This window comes from Pseudoalteromonas luteoviolacea NCIMB 1944 (genome assembly GCF_001625565.1).
Taxonomy (GTDB): domain Bacteria; phylum Pseudomonadota; class Gammaproteobacteria; order Enterobacterales; family Alteromonadaceae; genus Pseudoalteromonas; species Pseudoalteromonas luteoviolacea_F.
Genome location: NZ_AUXS01000041.1, coordinates 20892 through 35818, shown reverse-complemented (window position 1 = coordinate 35818; position 14927 = coordinate 20892). Strand labels below are relative to the sequence as shown.

The 14927-nt window shown below is 42.7% G+C and carries 13 protein-coding genes; 8 read left to right on the top strand and 5 right to left on the bottom strand.

Annotated elements, in window-relative coordinates:
* Positions 1-111: 111 nt before the first annotated feature.
* From N483_RS15155 to N483_RS15145, 3 genes are read left to right on the top strand one after another with little or no spacing between them, the layout of a single operon-like run.
* Positions 112-432: a YqcC family protein gene (locus tag N483_RS15155; RefSeq protein ID WP_023399622.1), complete on the top strand. Its 321-nt coding sequence runs from the start codon at positions 112-114 to the stop codon at positions 430-432.
* A gap of 3 nt (positions 433-435) precedes the next feature.
* Positions 436-1170 carry a tRNA pseudouridine(65) synthase TruC gene (gene truC, locus N483_RS15150; RefSeq protein WP_023399623.1) on the top strand — a complete coding sequence of 245 codons (735 nt, stop codon included), beginning with the start codon at positions 436-438 and terminating at the stop codon, positions 1168-1170.
* Complete coding sequence (locus N483_RS15145) at positions 1170-1613, top strand: flavodoxin (RefSeq protein WP_023399624.1); 444 nt, start codon at positions 1170-1172, stop codon at positions 1611-1613. Before truC ends, N483_RS15145 begins: the two co-directional genes overlap by 1 nt.
* A gap of 43 nt (positions 1614-1656) precedes the next feature.
* Here the strand turns inward: N483_RS15145 and N483_RS15140 are convergent, their stop codons facing one another.
* Complete coding sequence (locus N483_RS15140; protein ID WP_023399625.1) at positions 1657-3222, bottom strand: LysM peptidoglycan-binding domain-containing protein; 1566 nt, start codon at positions 3220-3222, stop codon at positions 1657-1659.
* Positions 3223-3427: 205 nt separating this feature from the next.
* Positions 3428-4195, bottom strand: coding sequence for a hydroxyacylglutathione hydrolase (gene gloB, locus N483_RS15135; RefSeq protein WP_023399626.1), 768 nt, complete (start codon positions 4193-4195; stop codon positions 3428-3430).
* A 52-nt stretch (positions 4196-4247) separates the two neighbouring features.
* Between gloB and N483_RS15130 the strand changes: the two genes are divergently transcribed.
* Positions 4248-4997, top strand: a complete 750-nt coding sequence (locus tag N483_RS15130) for a class I SAM-dependent methyltransferase (RefSeq protein ID WP_023399627.1) — start codon at positions 4248-4250, stop codon at positions 4995-4997.
* A gap of 4 nt (positions 4998-5001) precedes the next feature.
* On the opposite strand, the gene rnhA is transcribed toward N483_RS15130, so the two are convergent.
* Together rnhA and N483_RS15120 are read right to left on the bottom strand one after the other, a co-directional pair.
* Positions 5002-5472, bottom strand: a complete 471-nt coding sequence (gene rnhA, locus N483_RS15125; protein ID WP_023399628.1) for a ribonuclease HI — start codon at positions 5470-5472, stop codon at positions 5002-5004.
* 166 nt (positions 5473-5638) lie between these two features.
* Complete coding sequence (locus tag N483_RS15120; RefSeq protein WP_023399629.1) at positions 5639-7690, bottom strand: winged helix-turn-helix domain-containing protein; 2052 nt, start codon at positions 7688-7690, stop codon at positions 5639-5641.
* Positions 7691-8071: 381 nt separating this feature from the next.
* On the opposite strand from N483_RS15120, the gene N483_RS15115 reads away from it, so the two are divergent.
* Positions 8072-9124 carry a metallophosphoesterase gene (locus N483_RS15115; RefSeq protein ID WP_023399630.1) on the top strand — a complete coding sequence of 351 codons (1053 nt, stop codon included), beginning with the start codon at positions 8072-8074 and terminating at the stop codon, positions 9122-9124.
* Between the two features lie 106 nt (positions 9125-9230).
* Here N483_RS15115 and N483_RS15110 read toward each other — a convergent pair whose 3' ends face one another.
* Positions 9231-11783, bottom strand: coding sequence for a PKD domain-containing protein (locus N483_RS15110; protein ID WP_023399631.1), 2553 nt, complete (start codon positions 11781-11783; stop codon positions 9231-9233).
* A 188-nt stretch (positions 11784-11971) separates the two neighbouring features.
* Between N483_RS15110 and N483_RS15105 the strand changes: the two genes are divergently transcribed.
* From N483_RS15105 to N483_RS15095, 3 genes are all read left to right on the top strand, one after another.
* Positions 11972-12535: a hypothetical protein gene (locus N483_RS15105; RefSeq protein WP_036976373.1), complete on the top strand. Its 564-nt coding sequence runs from the start codon at positions 11972-11974 to the stop codon at positions 12533-12535.
* A gap of 278 nt (positions 12536-12813) precedes the next feature.
* The gene (gene dnaQ / locus N483_RS15100; RefSeq protein WP_023399633.1) at positions 12814-13524 is read left to right on the top strand and encodes a DNA polymerase III subunit epsilon; all 711 of its coding nucleotides are present in this window, start codon (positions 12814-12816) and stop codon (positions 13522-13524) included.
* A 13-nt stretch (positions 13525-13537) separates the two neighbouring features.
* Positions 13538-14905 carry a TIGR03503 family protein gene (locus tag N483_RS15095; protein ID WP_023399634.1) on the top strand — a complete coding sequence of 456 codons (1368 nt, stop codon included), beginning with the start codon at positions 13538-13540 and terminating at the stop codon, positions 14903-14905.
* Positions 14906-14927: the final 22 nt, after the last annotated feature.

Sequence of the window (14927 nt, the reverse complement as noted above, 5' to 3'; positions counted from 1 at the left end):
AGGAGTAAGGGGATAGCCGCAGATAGACGCGCATTCATCACCATGATAAATGTGCTTAATCTTGAGCAATGATATACTCCGGGTTTAGATAATAAAAGTGGGAGCTTTAAAGTGAGCCAAGCGGTTTTACAACACCTTGCTGAATTAGAACAACAGCTAAAACAATCTCACCTTTGGCAAACTGAGCCAGTTGATAGCCAAGCATTGGCTTCGGTACAGCCATTTTGTTGTGATACATTACGCTTTGAGCAATGGCTACAATTTGTATTTATTCCAAAGATCCACGAGATGGTAGTCAATCGCCAGCCGCTGCCGACAAATATCGCCATTTCACCTATGTGTGATATTGCTTTTGCGGGACACCCACGACAGCAGGCTCTATTTAATTGCCTCAACGAGTTAGATGCTTTGATAGCAAATGGAGCGCAGTAACGTATGTTGGAGATCATCTATCAAGACGAAAATTATGTAGCCATCAATAAGCCTTCCGGTTTGCTGGTTCACCGTTCTTTCTTGGATAAACGAGAAACACAGTTTGCAATGCAAATGCTCAGAGATCAATTGGGGCAGCATGTGTTTCCAGTACATCGCTTGGATAGACCCACAAGTGGCGTGCTACTGTTTGCTTTGAGTTCTGAAGCTGCAAGAGATATGAATCAGGTTTTCATAGAAGGCGCTATCCAAAAGCGTTACCTTGCATTAGTTCGTGGTTTTAGTCGAGATGAGGTTTTTGTTGATAAACCATTGAAAGAGCAATTGGACAAAATTGCTGACAAGTTTGCAGATCAAGATAAAGCACCTCAAGAAGCACAAACTTTAGTAAGGTGTTTGCACAAAGCCAGTTTAGATATTCCTTTTGGTAAGTATCCGAGCATTCGTTACTCACTGGTGGAGTGCTACCCTAAAACTGGTCGAAAACACCAGATCCGCCGCCATTTAAACCACTTATCTACGCCCATTATTGGTGACGTTAATCACGGTGACAACAAACACAATCACTTTTTTCGTGATCATTTTAAACTGCAGAGACTGATGTTATTTGCAACTGAGCTAAAGTTTCTTCATCCTTATACTGAACAACCTATTTTAATTCGAGCCAATCTAGGTGAGGAGATGTTGAATATCTGCCATCAACTAGGCTGGCCATCAACCGAGAAGGATTATCAGTAATGGCATCAATCACCTTATTCGTAGGCAGTGTATATGGCAATGCAGAAAACTTGGCTACGCAAATCGAAACACATTTAACAGCGCAGGGCCATCGAGTAAACATAGCAGATCCAGCCACCATTGATGAGGTTAAATCTGCAGAGCACGCGTTATTCGTTTCTTCTACTACCGGACAAGGTGATATACCGGATAACCTTTATCCTCTGTTTATTCAGATGCAAGCACAAATGCCAATGTTAACGAATAAAAACGTCGGTGTGGTGGCTCTGGGGGACAGCAGTTATGGAGATACGTATTGTGGTGCAGGTCGTCAAATTGATGCCTTGATCCAAGAGTTAAATGCGCGCATTGTGCAACCTCGTCTTGATGTGGATGCCGGTGAGTACTTTGAACCTTGGGAAGCCGTAGAGCCTTGGCTGACAAAATGGGTTGCAGCATTGTAATTTGAATTAAAAAGGGCCTTGCATTAGGCCCTTTTTAATTATTCTAGCTGCGTTTGACGTCAACTTTTAGCTTGAGCTTCTGACCGGGGTGAAGGTATTTTTGGCCCGCAATATCATTCCACTTAATAATATTTTTAATCGAGACATTAAACTTGGTTGCGATACGCGCCAAAGAGTCGCCTTTACGGACTTTGTAGGTAATGGTGCGCTCAGTACTTTGCAGCCCTGAGTTTTTCTGTTTGGGCTGAGACTTATAAATACTCAGCTTTTGACCTAGCTTCAGTACGGAACTCGTTTTAAGCTTGTTCCATGCGGCTAACTGCTTGATTGTAACATCATGTTCGCGACTAATATCCCAAAGTGTATCACCACTTTTTACAGTGTGTGTGTATTTACTTTGCTGTGATTGATTGGCTACTTTCCTAACTGATGCTGGCAGGTGCTCACTTTTCAGTTCCCCTTCGCTCAGCGGTACAAGCAACTTTTGTCCAACTTGAATAATATGGCTATTTAGCTTATTGAGCGTTTGAATTGCAGATGGACTCGTATCGAATTTACTCGCAATTACAGAGAGGCTATCACCGCGGTTCACGGTATAGTATTGCCAGCGCAATCTCTCTTGCATCGGAGTGTTGGCAAGTTTTGTTTTGAATTGGGCGATTTTATCTGTGGGCAACAATAAACTGTGAGGACCTTTTGGATCCGTAGCCCAGCGATTGAAACCTGGGTTGAGACGATATAATTCTGTCAAGGAAATTCCTGCCATATCAGCAGCTAGCGCCAAATCAATTTGTGTACCAACTTCCACTGTATCGACAACCTGCGCATTGATAATTTTATTCCATGTCACCTTAAACTCTTCTTGGCGCATCAATAAATCAGACAGAGCGAGTAGCTTCGGTACATATGCAGTGGTTTCACGCGGTAGATCTAATGACCAAAAGTCAGTCGGTAAGTGTTTTTTACGATTTTTCCTAATTGCGCGCATAACACGACCTTCACCTGAGTTGTAGGCAGCAATGGCATTGAGCCAGTCGCCATCAAGTGTTTTATGAAGGTAAGTTAAATACTCTAAGGCTGCGCGAGTTGATTGTACGATGTCACGTCTACCGTCATACCACCAGTTTTGCTTAAGGTCGAATCGTTCTCCGGTTTGTGGCATAAACTGCCAAATACCAGATGCGCTGCGATGGGAGTAACCAAAAGGGTCAAAAGCACTCTCTACAATAGGTAGTAATGCTATTTCGATAGGCATTTGGCGCTTCTCTACTTCTTCGACAATAAAGTACAAATAGGGCTCTGCACGCTTTGATATACGGTCTAAATAAGCTTGATGGCGTTGGTAATAGTTTCTCTCTGCCACAACAGGTCGGTTTTGAGGCACTGGGATAGACAACTGATAGCGGATCCGCTCCCACACATCGTCAAATACTGGCGGTGGTTCATCAGCTTCAATAGGGATTTGAATCGCATGAGATAACACATCACTGATCTGTGAAGGGCTGGCGTGATCTCGTATTTCAGTTTGTGGAGGTTGCGTTTTAGTTTGCGTTATTTCACAGCCTGTTATTAAGCTTAAAATTGCAATTATCAGCAGTGGCTTTTTCATAAATCTCTTTTTGTCGGGCAAAAACCCGTCAATTTTACCCTTATCTGAGGCAATTGAAAAGTGAGTGTAATTTTGTCCATAGCAATGTTATGCTATTTGCAATAGCAGGACTATACGCTTTTGTTAATTTAAAGGGCGTTGACCGCTCCTTGTATCTGTCACAGTAAAGATGTCGAGCTCATTTTCACAGTGACAGTGGTTGGCCTTAAAAACTATCTTTCCACAGTCTCAGATTTGCAAACTTTTGCCAGGTAGTATCGGTGGGACCTTGGAAGTTTTTAGGCAAATGGTCCAAGATCGTCTCGTGCTCAGCCCTTAAAAACGGATTTATTTGGCGTTCGGTCCCCATGTTTGTTGGTAATGTTGGTAAATCTTGGCCCCGCTGTTGTTGACACCATGAAATATGTTTTTCAAGAAACTTGTTGTTTGGCTCTACGGCGTGAGCAAACGCCAAATTAGCTAGCGTATATTCATGGGTGCAGTAAATTTGGCATGCATCAGGCAATTGCAGTAGTGATTGCAAAGAGTGCCACATTTGCTCTGCAGTCCCTTCAAACAGGCGACCACACCCACCGCTGAAGAGCGTATCTCCAGTGAAGGCCAAGTGCTCATTGACATAGCAGATGTGATCCAGTGTATGACCTGGGGTGTGTACTATTTTAAAGGTGATATCTGCTATAGTTAGCGTATCGTCTGGCGATAGGGCGTGAGTTATCCCGGTAAATTTTGAATCTTTTGGGCCATATACAGGAATATCAGGAAATTGTAATAGTAACTCTGCAACGCCATCAGTATGATCCCAATGGTGATGAGTGATCAAGATACCTGAAAGTGGGCGATTTTGGGTGGTTAAAAACTCGATAACGGGCTGACTTTGCCCAGGATCAACGACCCAAGTTTCTGGACTATGTGCATTGCATATCGCCCAGATATAATTGTCGTTGAAGGCCTTGATAGGTTCAACTTGCGCCATAACTCATTGCTCTATAAAGTGAAGGTGTCAACAAGTATAACGAGCGTACGGGATGAAACCAGCATTAAGTTTTCAGCAAGGGCCTAAACCCCAATCTTGGCAAGATTTTCCACATGGAGAATATCTAAAAGCAGGTATTGAACGTCGTATGGCACGCTGGTTGCCTCGTATGTTTGGGTATCACATGCTTAAGCTAGGTTGTTTAAGTGGTCAGCTTGATACATCAGATAGCATGATAGATCACCAAGTCTGTATTTCGCCCAGTGGCCCGCACGCTGGGGTGATAGCCGAGATTGATGAATTGCCTTTTTATGAGCACAGTGTGGATGCATGTATTTTATCCCATGGTCTAGAATATCACTCGGATCCGCATCATATATTGCGAGAGGCACATCGAACTTTAATTCCAGGTGGTTATATCGTAATAACGGGATTCAATCCCTTCAGCTTATGTGGACTGGCACATATGTTACCATTTAGCGGCGAAAAGCTACCTTGGTCAGGGCGTTTCTTCACGCCTTCAAGGGTCAAAGATTGGTTGAACTTATTGGGATTTGAGATAATTGCTGACGAGCGCTTTATCCACGCTTCTTTAGCGAGGGGATCAAGACTATCTCGATTTGCGCCATGGCGGAGGTTTTGTCGTCACTATTTAAAGCCAATGGGGAGTGTTTATATGTTGGTTGCACGTAAGCGTGTTGCCCCCTTAACACCGATCAAGCCAAAGTGGCATGCAAGGCCAAAGTGGACGCCAGCAGTCAAAGGCGCGAGGTTAAAGCACTCCCGAAGTCGGCAAGACTGATGCCTTAATCCTGTGGCTTATAGCCCATATCTTCAAGTAATTTGTCTTGAGATGCAGCATCTCGCGCTAAGTCGTCGACCAGTTCATTATACTTGTTACCCGCATGACCTTTAACCCAGCGCCAGTCAATGTTGTGCCTTTGACTTGCTTCGTCTAAGCGTTGCCATAGGTCGACGTTTTTGACAGGTTGTTTAGCAGCGGTTTGCCAATTGCGTTTTTTCCAGTTTGCAAGCCAAGATTCAATACCTTGTTTAACATACTGGCTGTCGGTATAAAGGACGACTTGGCAGGGACGCTTGAGTGTTTCTAACGCAACTATCGCGGCCAACATTTCCATACGGTTGTTGGTGGTCAGCTGGTAACCTTGGCTCAATTGCTTTTCATGGCCTTGGTAACTCATATAGATGCCATATCCCCCAGGTCCTGGGTTACCAAGGCAAGAGCCATCAGTATAAATTTCTACGATTTTTTGCACGAATTTGCCTGTATAGTGTAGCTTGGGCTGATAGGCGCTAACCTTAACAAAGTTAGGCTGTAAGCGATATGATTAAAAATAAAAATCAGCTTTTTCAACTCATCGAGATGGGTATTGTGTAGGGCATTGACCTAAAACTGAGGATGCAAAAATACTGACTCTGTCTTTATGGGTCATTGAAAGCTAAGTCTGACAGCCAAAAGTCACTTTGGGTGATCACTTCATGTGTGCCCACAAAGCCATAGAGACGCGATTGTGGTCTATATTTAGGAGAAAATGCACCAATGCGACGCACAATTTTTTTGTCTATCTCTTTGTTTATATTGTAGTAATTTAACTGCCCATTTGAACCAATATAATAAACACCACGGGAATCGACATCCCAGTTTCTATCTAATTTCATATTGTGAGGGATTGAAATTTCTTTGAGGTTATTTTTGAGGTCCCATTTCCAGAGAGTTTGCTTGTGAGCATCGATGTAAATCAGGTGTTGTTTGTTGGGAGTAAACCTCGCCTGATAAACTCGTTTTTTGGGGTGTTCGATAATTGTTTTTTTAATAGGATCAAATTGGGTCAAAGCCCAATTGCTTCCGATTAGTTTTGAGTACCAAATGTGACTATTACTATCCCAACCTATTACGTGCAAAGGAGAGGTATCGCGCCAATGTACGGTTAGCTTTTGTGAACTGATATCATAAAACATCACTCCATATTGATTATTGCGTTTTACAGATGCTGCTAAGAGCTGGCTGTTTTTCGACCAGGTTAAATCATAAATATCATTAAAATTAGAGCCCTTGACACTATTTAGTTGATTATTGTGTCTCAGCCATAAGGCTTTGTGGCCCTCGCGGGTTGAGGCAAAAGCCATTCTGGTGGCATCTGGACTGATTGCAAATTCACTGTCTGAACCATTGGATAAAGTAACTGGTAGCGCTTTATCACCAACAGTATTGTCAATGACTTGTCCAATTGAACTAGTGCTTTGAAATGAAAGTAATAACTTGCTTACATCGGAGGCCGCTTGTGTAAAAGCAACTTGCTGATTGGGTATGGGGGTTAGTAATTCGTGAGTATCACCTGAATCGGTGACTGAGTATAGCCCTTGCTCATTGCTATACAGCAAATTGTCATTATTGAACCAGTCGAAAGAGGCGATATGGCTGTGGTATTCAGTAAGCTGTGTTTCTTGTCCATCTAAATTAACGGTAAAAATAGCGTGTTCGGTGGGAGCTTTAGTACGAATAAAGGCCACTTTTTGTCCCGAAGGCGAAAAGATGGGTTGTCTATCTGAAAAGCCATCAGGTGGTGAGGACAGCTGCTTATTTGAGGAGTATAAAGGGTCAAATAGGGTTACCTGATGTGTGGAAAAAGGCACTCGTCTTTGAGTAAACACGACGGATTTACTTTGAATATGATGACTTAACCCTAAACTTTCACTGTTCAATTCAACAAGTCGCTTGATCGCTTTTTTGTCAAAGTCGATTAATGCGATCGCATAAGGTTGAGCTTTGTTTAGGTGTTTTATAACTGCTAACACTGAGTTTGCTTGGGGGGCGACGACTGGAAATGAAAACTCGGTGTCTGCACTGTTGTAATAGGTTTTGGTGTTGCTTTTCACTGACATTAAAACAAGTGTATTGGTGGCCTCTTTATTCAATTCTACGTAGGTTAATTGTGAGGCATCTTCGCTAAGGTGCGGCGTCAATTTTACTTTAGTACTGTAAGTCAGTCGTTTGAACTCGCCATTTAAGAGTGGTTTAAGCGGCTTCTGGGGTTGAAAAGAGTAACTTGATATGAGCGCAGTAATCAGCAGCAAACCACACAGTATAATCGATATCCCCGTTAGTTTTTTTGTCCTGTTGTGCCGCAAAGGTGGGGCAATATGTTTTACATCAGCGACTAGGCGGTAGCCTGATTTACGTATTGTTGCTATATATTGCGGCTCGGTAGATCTATCGTTGAGTGTTTTTCGTAATGTAGAAATGACGCGGTTTAGGGCGTCTTCGGTTACGACTTGGTTGGGCCAAAACGTATCGAATAGCTCTTCTCTGCCAATTATCTCACCTGGGCGAGCGGCCATATATTGCAAGATCAGCGCAGCTTTTGGCTCTAACCTTACCTTTGTTTGTGCACGCGTTGCAGTTAGTCTTTTGCAATCTATAGCCCAATCATTGACTTTAAAGTGATCGAGAATAGTGTGTCTAGGGTTTGCCATAACCAGCTGAAATAATTATTTTAATCGAATATTGAGCTTATCATAATTAGGCAATAATTGGCTGCCGTTGAGTATGCGCTTTGGTAGTCGAGATTGGTCTTGGCTAATTTCTTCATGGTGTTTATGCAATGTATAAGTTTTTATAGACAGTTGTTTTTCAACTAATTTGCCTTCCTATGCTGTGAATTACTCCATGATATTACATGATAGAACCTAATAAATATTCAACACTATGATTTTTATGGTTTTATTTTTTCGTTCGAGGAACTGCGGTTCTAGAGATTCAATTCGTTAGCTGGTACTTTAAGTGTGCCTTTTGTATGAGTTTAAAAGAGCGAATGGCTCAGCAAGTTCAATATCCAAATCAATGATGAGAGAAATATGTGTCACAAAAGCAATCTATTTTTGGCCATTTTAAGTGTGTTAGTGTCTTTTATGGCTGTGGCTAAATTTAATGATGGTCCGTATATTTATCCTGATAAAAACGGTTATCGGGCGGATTTAGTTTGCCAAGGAAAAAAACAATCGTTTCTTATAAAAGAAGACAAAACAATCGACTTTTGTGGTCGAAGTATGAAATTGAGCCTAGTGCCTAACGCGCCAACAGAGACTGTATATTCAGGCACATTTCCTGTCGTTGCGCTGAGCGATATTCATGGTCAGCATGCGCTGATGATGCAACTCTTAAAAGCAAATAAAGTGATTGATCAGCATGGCAACTGGATATTTGGCAAGGGTCACTTGGTAATTACCGGTGATATTTTTGATCGAGGCAGTCAAGTAACAGAGTCTTTATGGTATATCAAATGGCTAGAAAGCGAAGCGGCAAAGTCCGGTGGGGCAGTCCACTTTTTGCTTGGTAACCATGAAGTTATGGTGCTCAATGGCGATTTGAGGTATTTACATAAAAAATATGAACAGACAGCGTCGTTAATGAATAAGCCATTTGATCAACTATTCTCTAAGGATAGTGTATTGGGGCTGTGGTTACGCTCCAAAAACGTGGTGATTAAAATTAATAACAATGTATATTTACACGGTGGCTTTCATCACGAGACTCTAAAATATGATATCGGGCTGGAAGGCATCAATAAAGTTTTTAGAGAAGAGCTGGTGGAGCAAGAACTTCGCTCGAAAAAGCGTTCACAATTAGGGGCGTTTTTACATGGCAGAAAAGGTCCGATCTGGCACCGAGGTTTTTTCTCAGAAGAACACAAAGTGCAATTGGCACCGTTGTTGGCGCGATTTTCTGCCAACCGTTTTATTGTAGGACATACCTCTCACAAAGCGGTGATTAGTCGCCACAATGGTAAAGTAATTGGCGTAGATAGCAGTATCAAACTAGGTCAAAAAGGTGAATTACTTTTTATTGAAAAAGATGGGTACTGGCGTGCAGATATGCAGGGAAAGCGAACGCCATTGTTTGCTAATTAACAAACCAAAGCCTCCTAAGTTGTCATGGCAGTTGCGCGCAGCACTTGTTTGACAAGCCTAAATGGGATGAGTCTAGTGTGCTCACTAGACTCGCAGTTTACTTCATTTAGTGTATAGACAGCTGCAATGACACATCTTGGAAACTTTCCTCTGTGGTGATGTGAATGTAGTGCCAGCCTTTTTGAATTGCTTTAACTTTCAATTCAGCAGCATTGCCGGGACTGGTGTCACGAGCATCCCACTGTTGTTGATCAGGGCGCTTTGCATATCTGTAGAGTGGATCTGCATTGCCACTACCATGCCCCATTTTAATAAGTAGCTCTTTACCTACATCTTGGTCATTGGCATAGAATTGATATTGCAATTGTCCTGCACGGCTTTGCTCTTCTAAACAGTAAGTTTGATTGAGCAAAAGTCTGCCTTCGGCTTTGGGAGCCGTACCTTGTGCACAACTATCAACTAGGTCATTGTGGGCTAAAATATGTGCTGATGTGGTATCTGAGTTGCTGATCCCCTGAGTGTTCGACACGGTAAGTGACACTGCGTACTCGCCAATTTGTTCATAAGTGTGGGTTGGTGACGCCAGTGTGCTGCTCTTTCCATCTCCAAAATCCCAGTGGTAAGTCAATTCACTTTGATTGGGATCTGTGCTGCCGGCACTGCTAAAGTGGATTGGCGTGCCAAGTGTCGCCTGGTAAGGTCCGTTGGCATCCGCACTGGGGGCAGGAGCCACTATTTGATCTTGAGTTGCCGTTAGGACTACATCTGTGAATGATTTGTGGCCGTAGATCATGACATAATAGAGCCCAGTGCGGACGTCTGTGATTTCACAAGACTCGGAGTTGCCGTTTTTGTAGGGACGACAGTCAAATTCAGTGTTGGTAGGGCGCATAGCTCTTCTGACAAAAAGATCGGCATCACCTTGTCCGCCAGAAATTGATATTGTCAGTGACTTTTCAGTATTTTCAACCTCATAGAAAAAGTGTATGGCTTCTTTTGTGTCACCAGAAACTTTTATTGGCTGGTTAGGTTTAAGTTCAGTGTCCGACGATGCAAGCACAGAAATTCGACTGTTTGTGCTTGAGCTTATGCCTTGGTTATCAGTGACTGTCAGGCTGACAGCATAATTTCCAGCGCGACTATATTGATGACTAGTATTGGCCAAAGAACTGCTATTACCATCTCCAAACTGCCACAGGTACTCGGCAATTCTGCCATCACTATCGAAAGAACCTTCACTGGAGAAAAGACCAGACTCAAAAATAGCTAGTTGGGTAGGTATTTGCATCTTTACTTGTGGAGGAGTATTGATAGGGTCATCACCATTGTTATGCTTTAATGTGAAATAATCGACAACATCACCTTGTGGCCCGATCACGTTTGCGGTGAGCACTGAGTCTTCAACATCTAATACAATAGAGCCTCGACCACCATAGATATAATCAGTAGGATGGCGTTTCTCTTCAGTAATTTCATCAGTTCGAACTAATCTTGCATATCCTCGGCCACTTCCTGCGCCCGCCCCATGGGTGATAAATATCGCCCCTTTTTGGCCTCGTTTTTTGGTATAGGCACCTTCTTTATCTAGTTGGCCGCTACCACCTTGAATGACGTGTTTTGATGGGTCGTAGCTGTTTGACATGCCATAGTGATCGGCCATCAGTACTGAGCGCGTGTAAAAGTGATTGTGGCCAGCCATGATTAGGTCAACACCATACTCTTCAAGTACCGGTAAAAATCGTTCTCGCATGTATATCATATTTTCTGCTTTATCGGAGTCATGGCCGCTTTTTCCATAGACTGGGTGGTGAAAAGTGGCGATCAGCCACTCACTGTTGTTGGCTGCTAAGTCCCGTTTTAACCACTCCAGCATGGTGTCGGATTCTTTGTAGTGCTCTCGATCCGATGAGTTCAAAACAACGACGTGAATATTGCCATAGTCAAATGAGTAATACGCTTCATGTGAAGATGCAACACCGCCAGATTGCCCTTGTGTTGGCAGCGTAAATAAGTCGTAAAACCCACCATTTTGGGTGTCAACGTCGGCAGAGCGGTTGTCATGGTTTCCCATAATTGGCCACAAAGGCGATTGTTTTAATAGGGTAGGGTATTGAGCAAATACAGCGTGGTCATATTCGACAATGGTGCCGTCATTGTATGCGTTATCACCGAGCATCAACCAAAAGTCTGGCGCTTGATTAGCAGAGAATGTTAAAAAGCCATCTCGAACAATTTTCTGGGCATTGGTGTTGGGATCAGTTCCTGCGCGACCAGGATCGCCTAGCACCCATATTCGGGTTTTCTTTTTAGTATTTTTTACCGGAGCTGTATGAAAATAGGTGTGCTCATCTGCGCCACTCAATAGTTTGTCGCCATCATAAATAGCATAGAAGTACTTTTGCCCAGACTCTAAATCTTGCAGTGTAATTTCATGATTTTTGGTCGTTTGGTTTTCACTGGTGACGACATTTAGTTTATCCAACGATTTGCCGTAGCGAAGTGTTGTTGATGTATTTTGAAGGGTGTTCCAGCGAATGGTGACGTGGTCCTCCCCTGTCATTTGCAAATATGGCCCTCGGGTTAAATTTTTCGCGACAGCAGCTATTGGTATACACAATAAACTTGCCGTAAAAATGATACTCTTCAATGTTGTTTTCATCTTAATTGAACCTGTAATGTTGTTTGTTATGTCATGGGCGAATAACGAGCCCACCACTACTTTGTTCGAAAAGTTGAAACATTGCTGGTGATAAAGGTAGATATAACATGATATAAACTAATGAGTTTTTTTATTTATTAATATCAATCGGGTAGGGTGTAGGCACCGAACTGCAAAGTAATATGCGTATGAAAAATCTTTTTAATTTCCTCGTGTTGTGCTGGCTTGGCTTGTTTATTTCGGCTGCCAATGCTCAAAGTATTGTTATACCGGTCAATTCAGAATGGAAATATTACGATCGTTCCCAAACTCTTACCGGTAACTGGGCAAGCATTGAATTTGACGATTCGAGTTGGGCGTTAGGAAAAACGCAAATGGGTTTTGGTGAAGGGGATGAGCACACGCTTATTGCCAAAGAGCGCAGTGGTCAGCCTATTCTTGTGCACTACTTTCGACATAAATTTCGCTGGGATACCAAGCTAGCTTTAAATAGCATCATATTACGCTTGTTAGTGGATGATGGCGCACGCGTATATCTTAACAACCAAGAAGTACATCGGCAGTTTTTGCCAAAAGCGTCCCATACAGAAACTCAGCTCGCATCCGGTTCGCTTATTGAGCATAGTTGGTATGAAGTGGTACTCAACGGCCAATTTGAGTTGAAACGAGAAAATATTTTAGCCGTGGAAGTACGGCAAATATCGACCACCAGCAGCGATTTGAGCTTCAATTTAGAGTTACTCATTGAATAGAATTGAGGGCGGCTTGTGGACGGGCTCATTTTGATGCGATACATCAATAGATAGAAAATTATTGGGGATGCAGAGAAATGTAAGGGAATGTTCTTTGGGCAAACGGTGAGAAAAAGTGGCTGTTACTTATCGTTTGAGATTATTCGGCCAAATGTTTTTAAACCTAACTTGCTAGGTTTTCTCTGTATATAGTTATACCTTGAGGGCTAGGTAATAATCCTAAAAGTGGGTTAATATGGGCACTTGAACTGAGAAATGAATTACAGAGATCATAAACCATGGTAAACCGTCAGATTGTTCTGGATACAGAAACCACCGGCATCGATCCCAAGGCCGGACATAGGATCATCGAAATTGGATGTGTTGAATTGGTTAACAGGCGTCTTACGGGCAATAACTTTCATGTCTATATAAATCCGCAAAGAGACATCGAAGAAGAAGCCATTGATGTTCACGGTATTACAAATGAATTTTTGCGTGGCAAACCATACTTTCACCAAATTGCTCAAGAGTTTCTAGACTATATTGAAGGGGCTGAGTTAGTCATTCACAATGCTCCGTTCGACGTCGGTTTTATGGATCACGAATTTGCAATGTTGAATCAAGGGTTTCCTACCACCAATGATGTATGTGAGGTGCTTGATACATTAGTAATGGCGCGTAAGTTGCATCCAGGACAAAAGAACAGTCTAGATGCCTTGTGTCGACGCTATGATATAGATAACTCAAAACGTACTCTTCACGGCGCATTGCTGGATTCTGAGATTTTATCAGATGTTTATTTAGCAATGACTGGTGGGCAGAAAAAACTCAACCTGGCTCAGCAACTTGAAGGTGGGCAACAAGAGAATTCAGGCGGGATCCGGCGATTAGCAGCGGATAGGCCTAAATTGCGCGTGATCCATGCAAGTGAGGATGAAGAGCTGGCACATCAAGATAGGATGGAAATCGTCAACAAGGCATGTGGACAAAGCTTATGGCAACAATAACGAGGTAACATAAATGCGAATTTGCTTAGCAGTGTTGTTAATAATTGTAGGATGGCAAGCTTACGCTGAAACACCAGATATTACCGTACTCAAACGCGATGGTGTATCAAATGAAATTCCACTGCTAGACAATCGATTTCGAATTGACCATAACGTCGACAAAATTACATTACTTTTCTTTCGCGCCCCCGGCGCGCCCGCCGTTGTATTAGTTCGCCCTGATGGCAGCAAGATTTACTCTATTCACGCCGTTAAGGATGAGGCATTGGAGTGGTACGACGAAATCAGCTATGACCTTATTATTATAGATAAACCTATGCCTGGCCCATGGCAGGTACTAGGGCAGATCCTAAAAGATAGCCGGATCATGGTACTTGGAGAGATTGAACTGGCTGTAGATCCATTGCCACCCATGTTGTTTCGCGGTGAAATGTTGAAAGTGAATGGACGGGTAACCAATGATGGCAAGCCAATTGATGTCGGATATTTTCGCGATGTCGTCACTTTATATGTCGAATTTGTAAGCACCAATAACGAGCAGTATGCTAATTTTGGAGCCGGTACCCAAAGCGTCACTGAATTTAAAGATGATGGTCGTGATTTTGATGAACGCCCTTTAGATGGCGTGTTTACTGGCGAGTTTAAGCTGGTTTTTCCGGCAGGGGAGTGGCAACCCGAATTTTTTATTGAAACCCCTATTTTAAAAAGGCGGGTTGTTAAGGAGCCAATTGTCATTGCAGAGCCACCATTTAGCTTTGAGCTGCAATTGGCCGATGACGAAGAGTTTGAACATGAACTACTTATCAAATTAGACCGGGAAATTGTTAAGCCGGAAACCGTTATCTTGCAGGGGAAAATTTTATACCCAAATGGGGAAGAGCAGTTGTTTACCCTCAATGAAGCTGAGCGTTTTTATCGACAGTTGCAAATAAAGAACTATGACTGGGGTCGTTACAGCATTCAACTGTCTGCGTTTGGGGAAAATATCAATGGTCGTGAGTTTATGGCGGCGATCCCTGATTATAACTTTGAAATTGAGCGTCCCATCGAAAAGGTACCTGAGCTGACGAAGCCTATTTCACCTGCTGAGCTCTTAGGTGAACCAGAACCGAAAGAACCAGAAGCTAATACAGGCTTAATCGTTACAATTGTGTTGATTGGCAATTTGTTGGTGTTATTGCTTGGCTGGTTGGCAATTCGTGTATTGGTACAAAAGAAGCCGATCAAATTCTCGATTCCATTACCTACTTCAATTCCGTTTTTAAAGAAGAAGCCGCAAATGGATATTGATGAGTTAGATGAAGAAGGGGAGAAGGCTGCGGATAAAGATTCTGACTCTGGGGATGTTTTAAATTTATCTATGTCTGAAGACAAACGATAAATAGATACAATGTATTGCGATA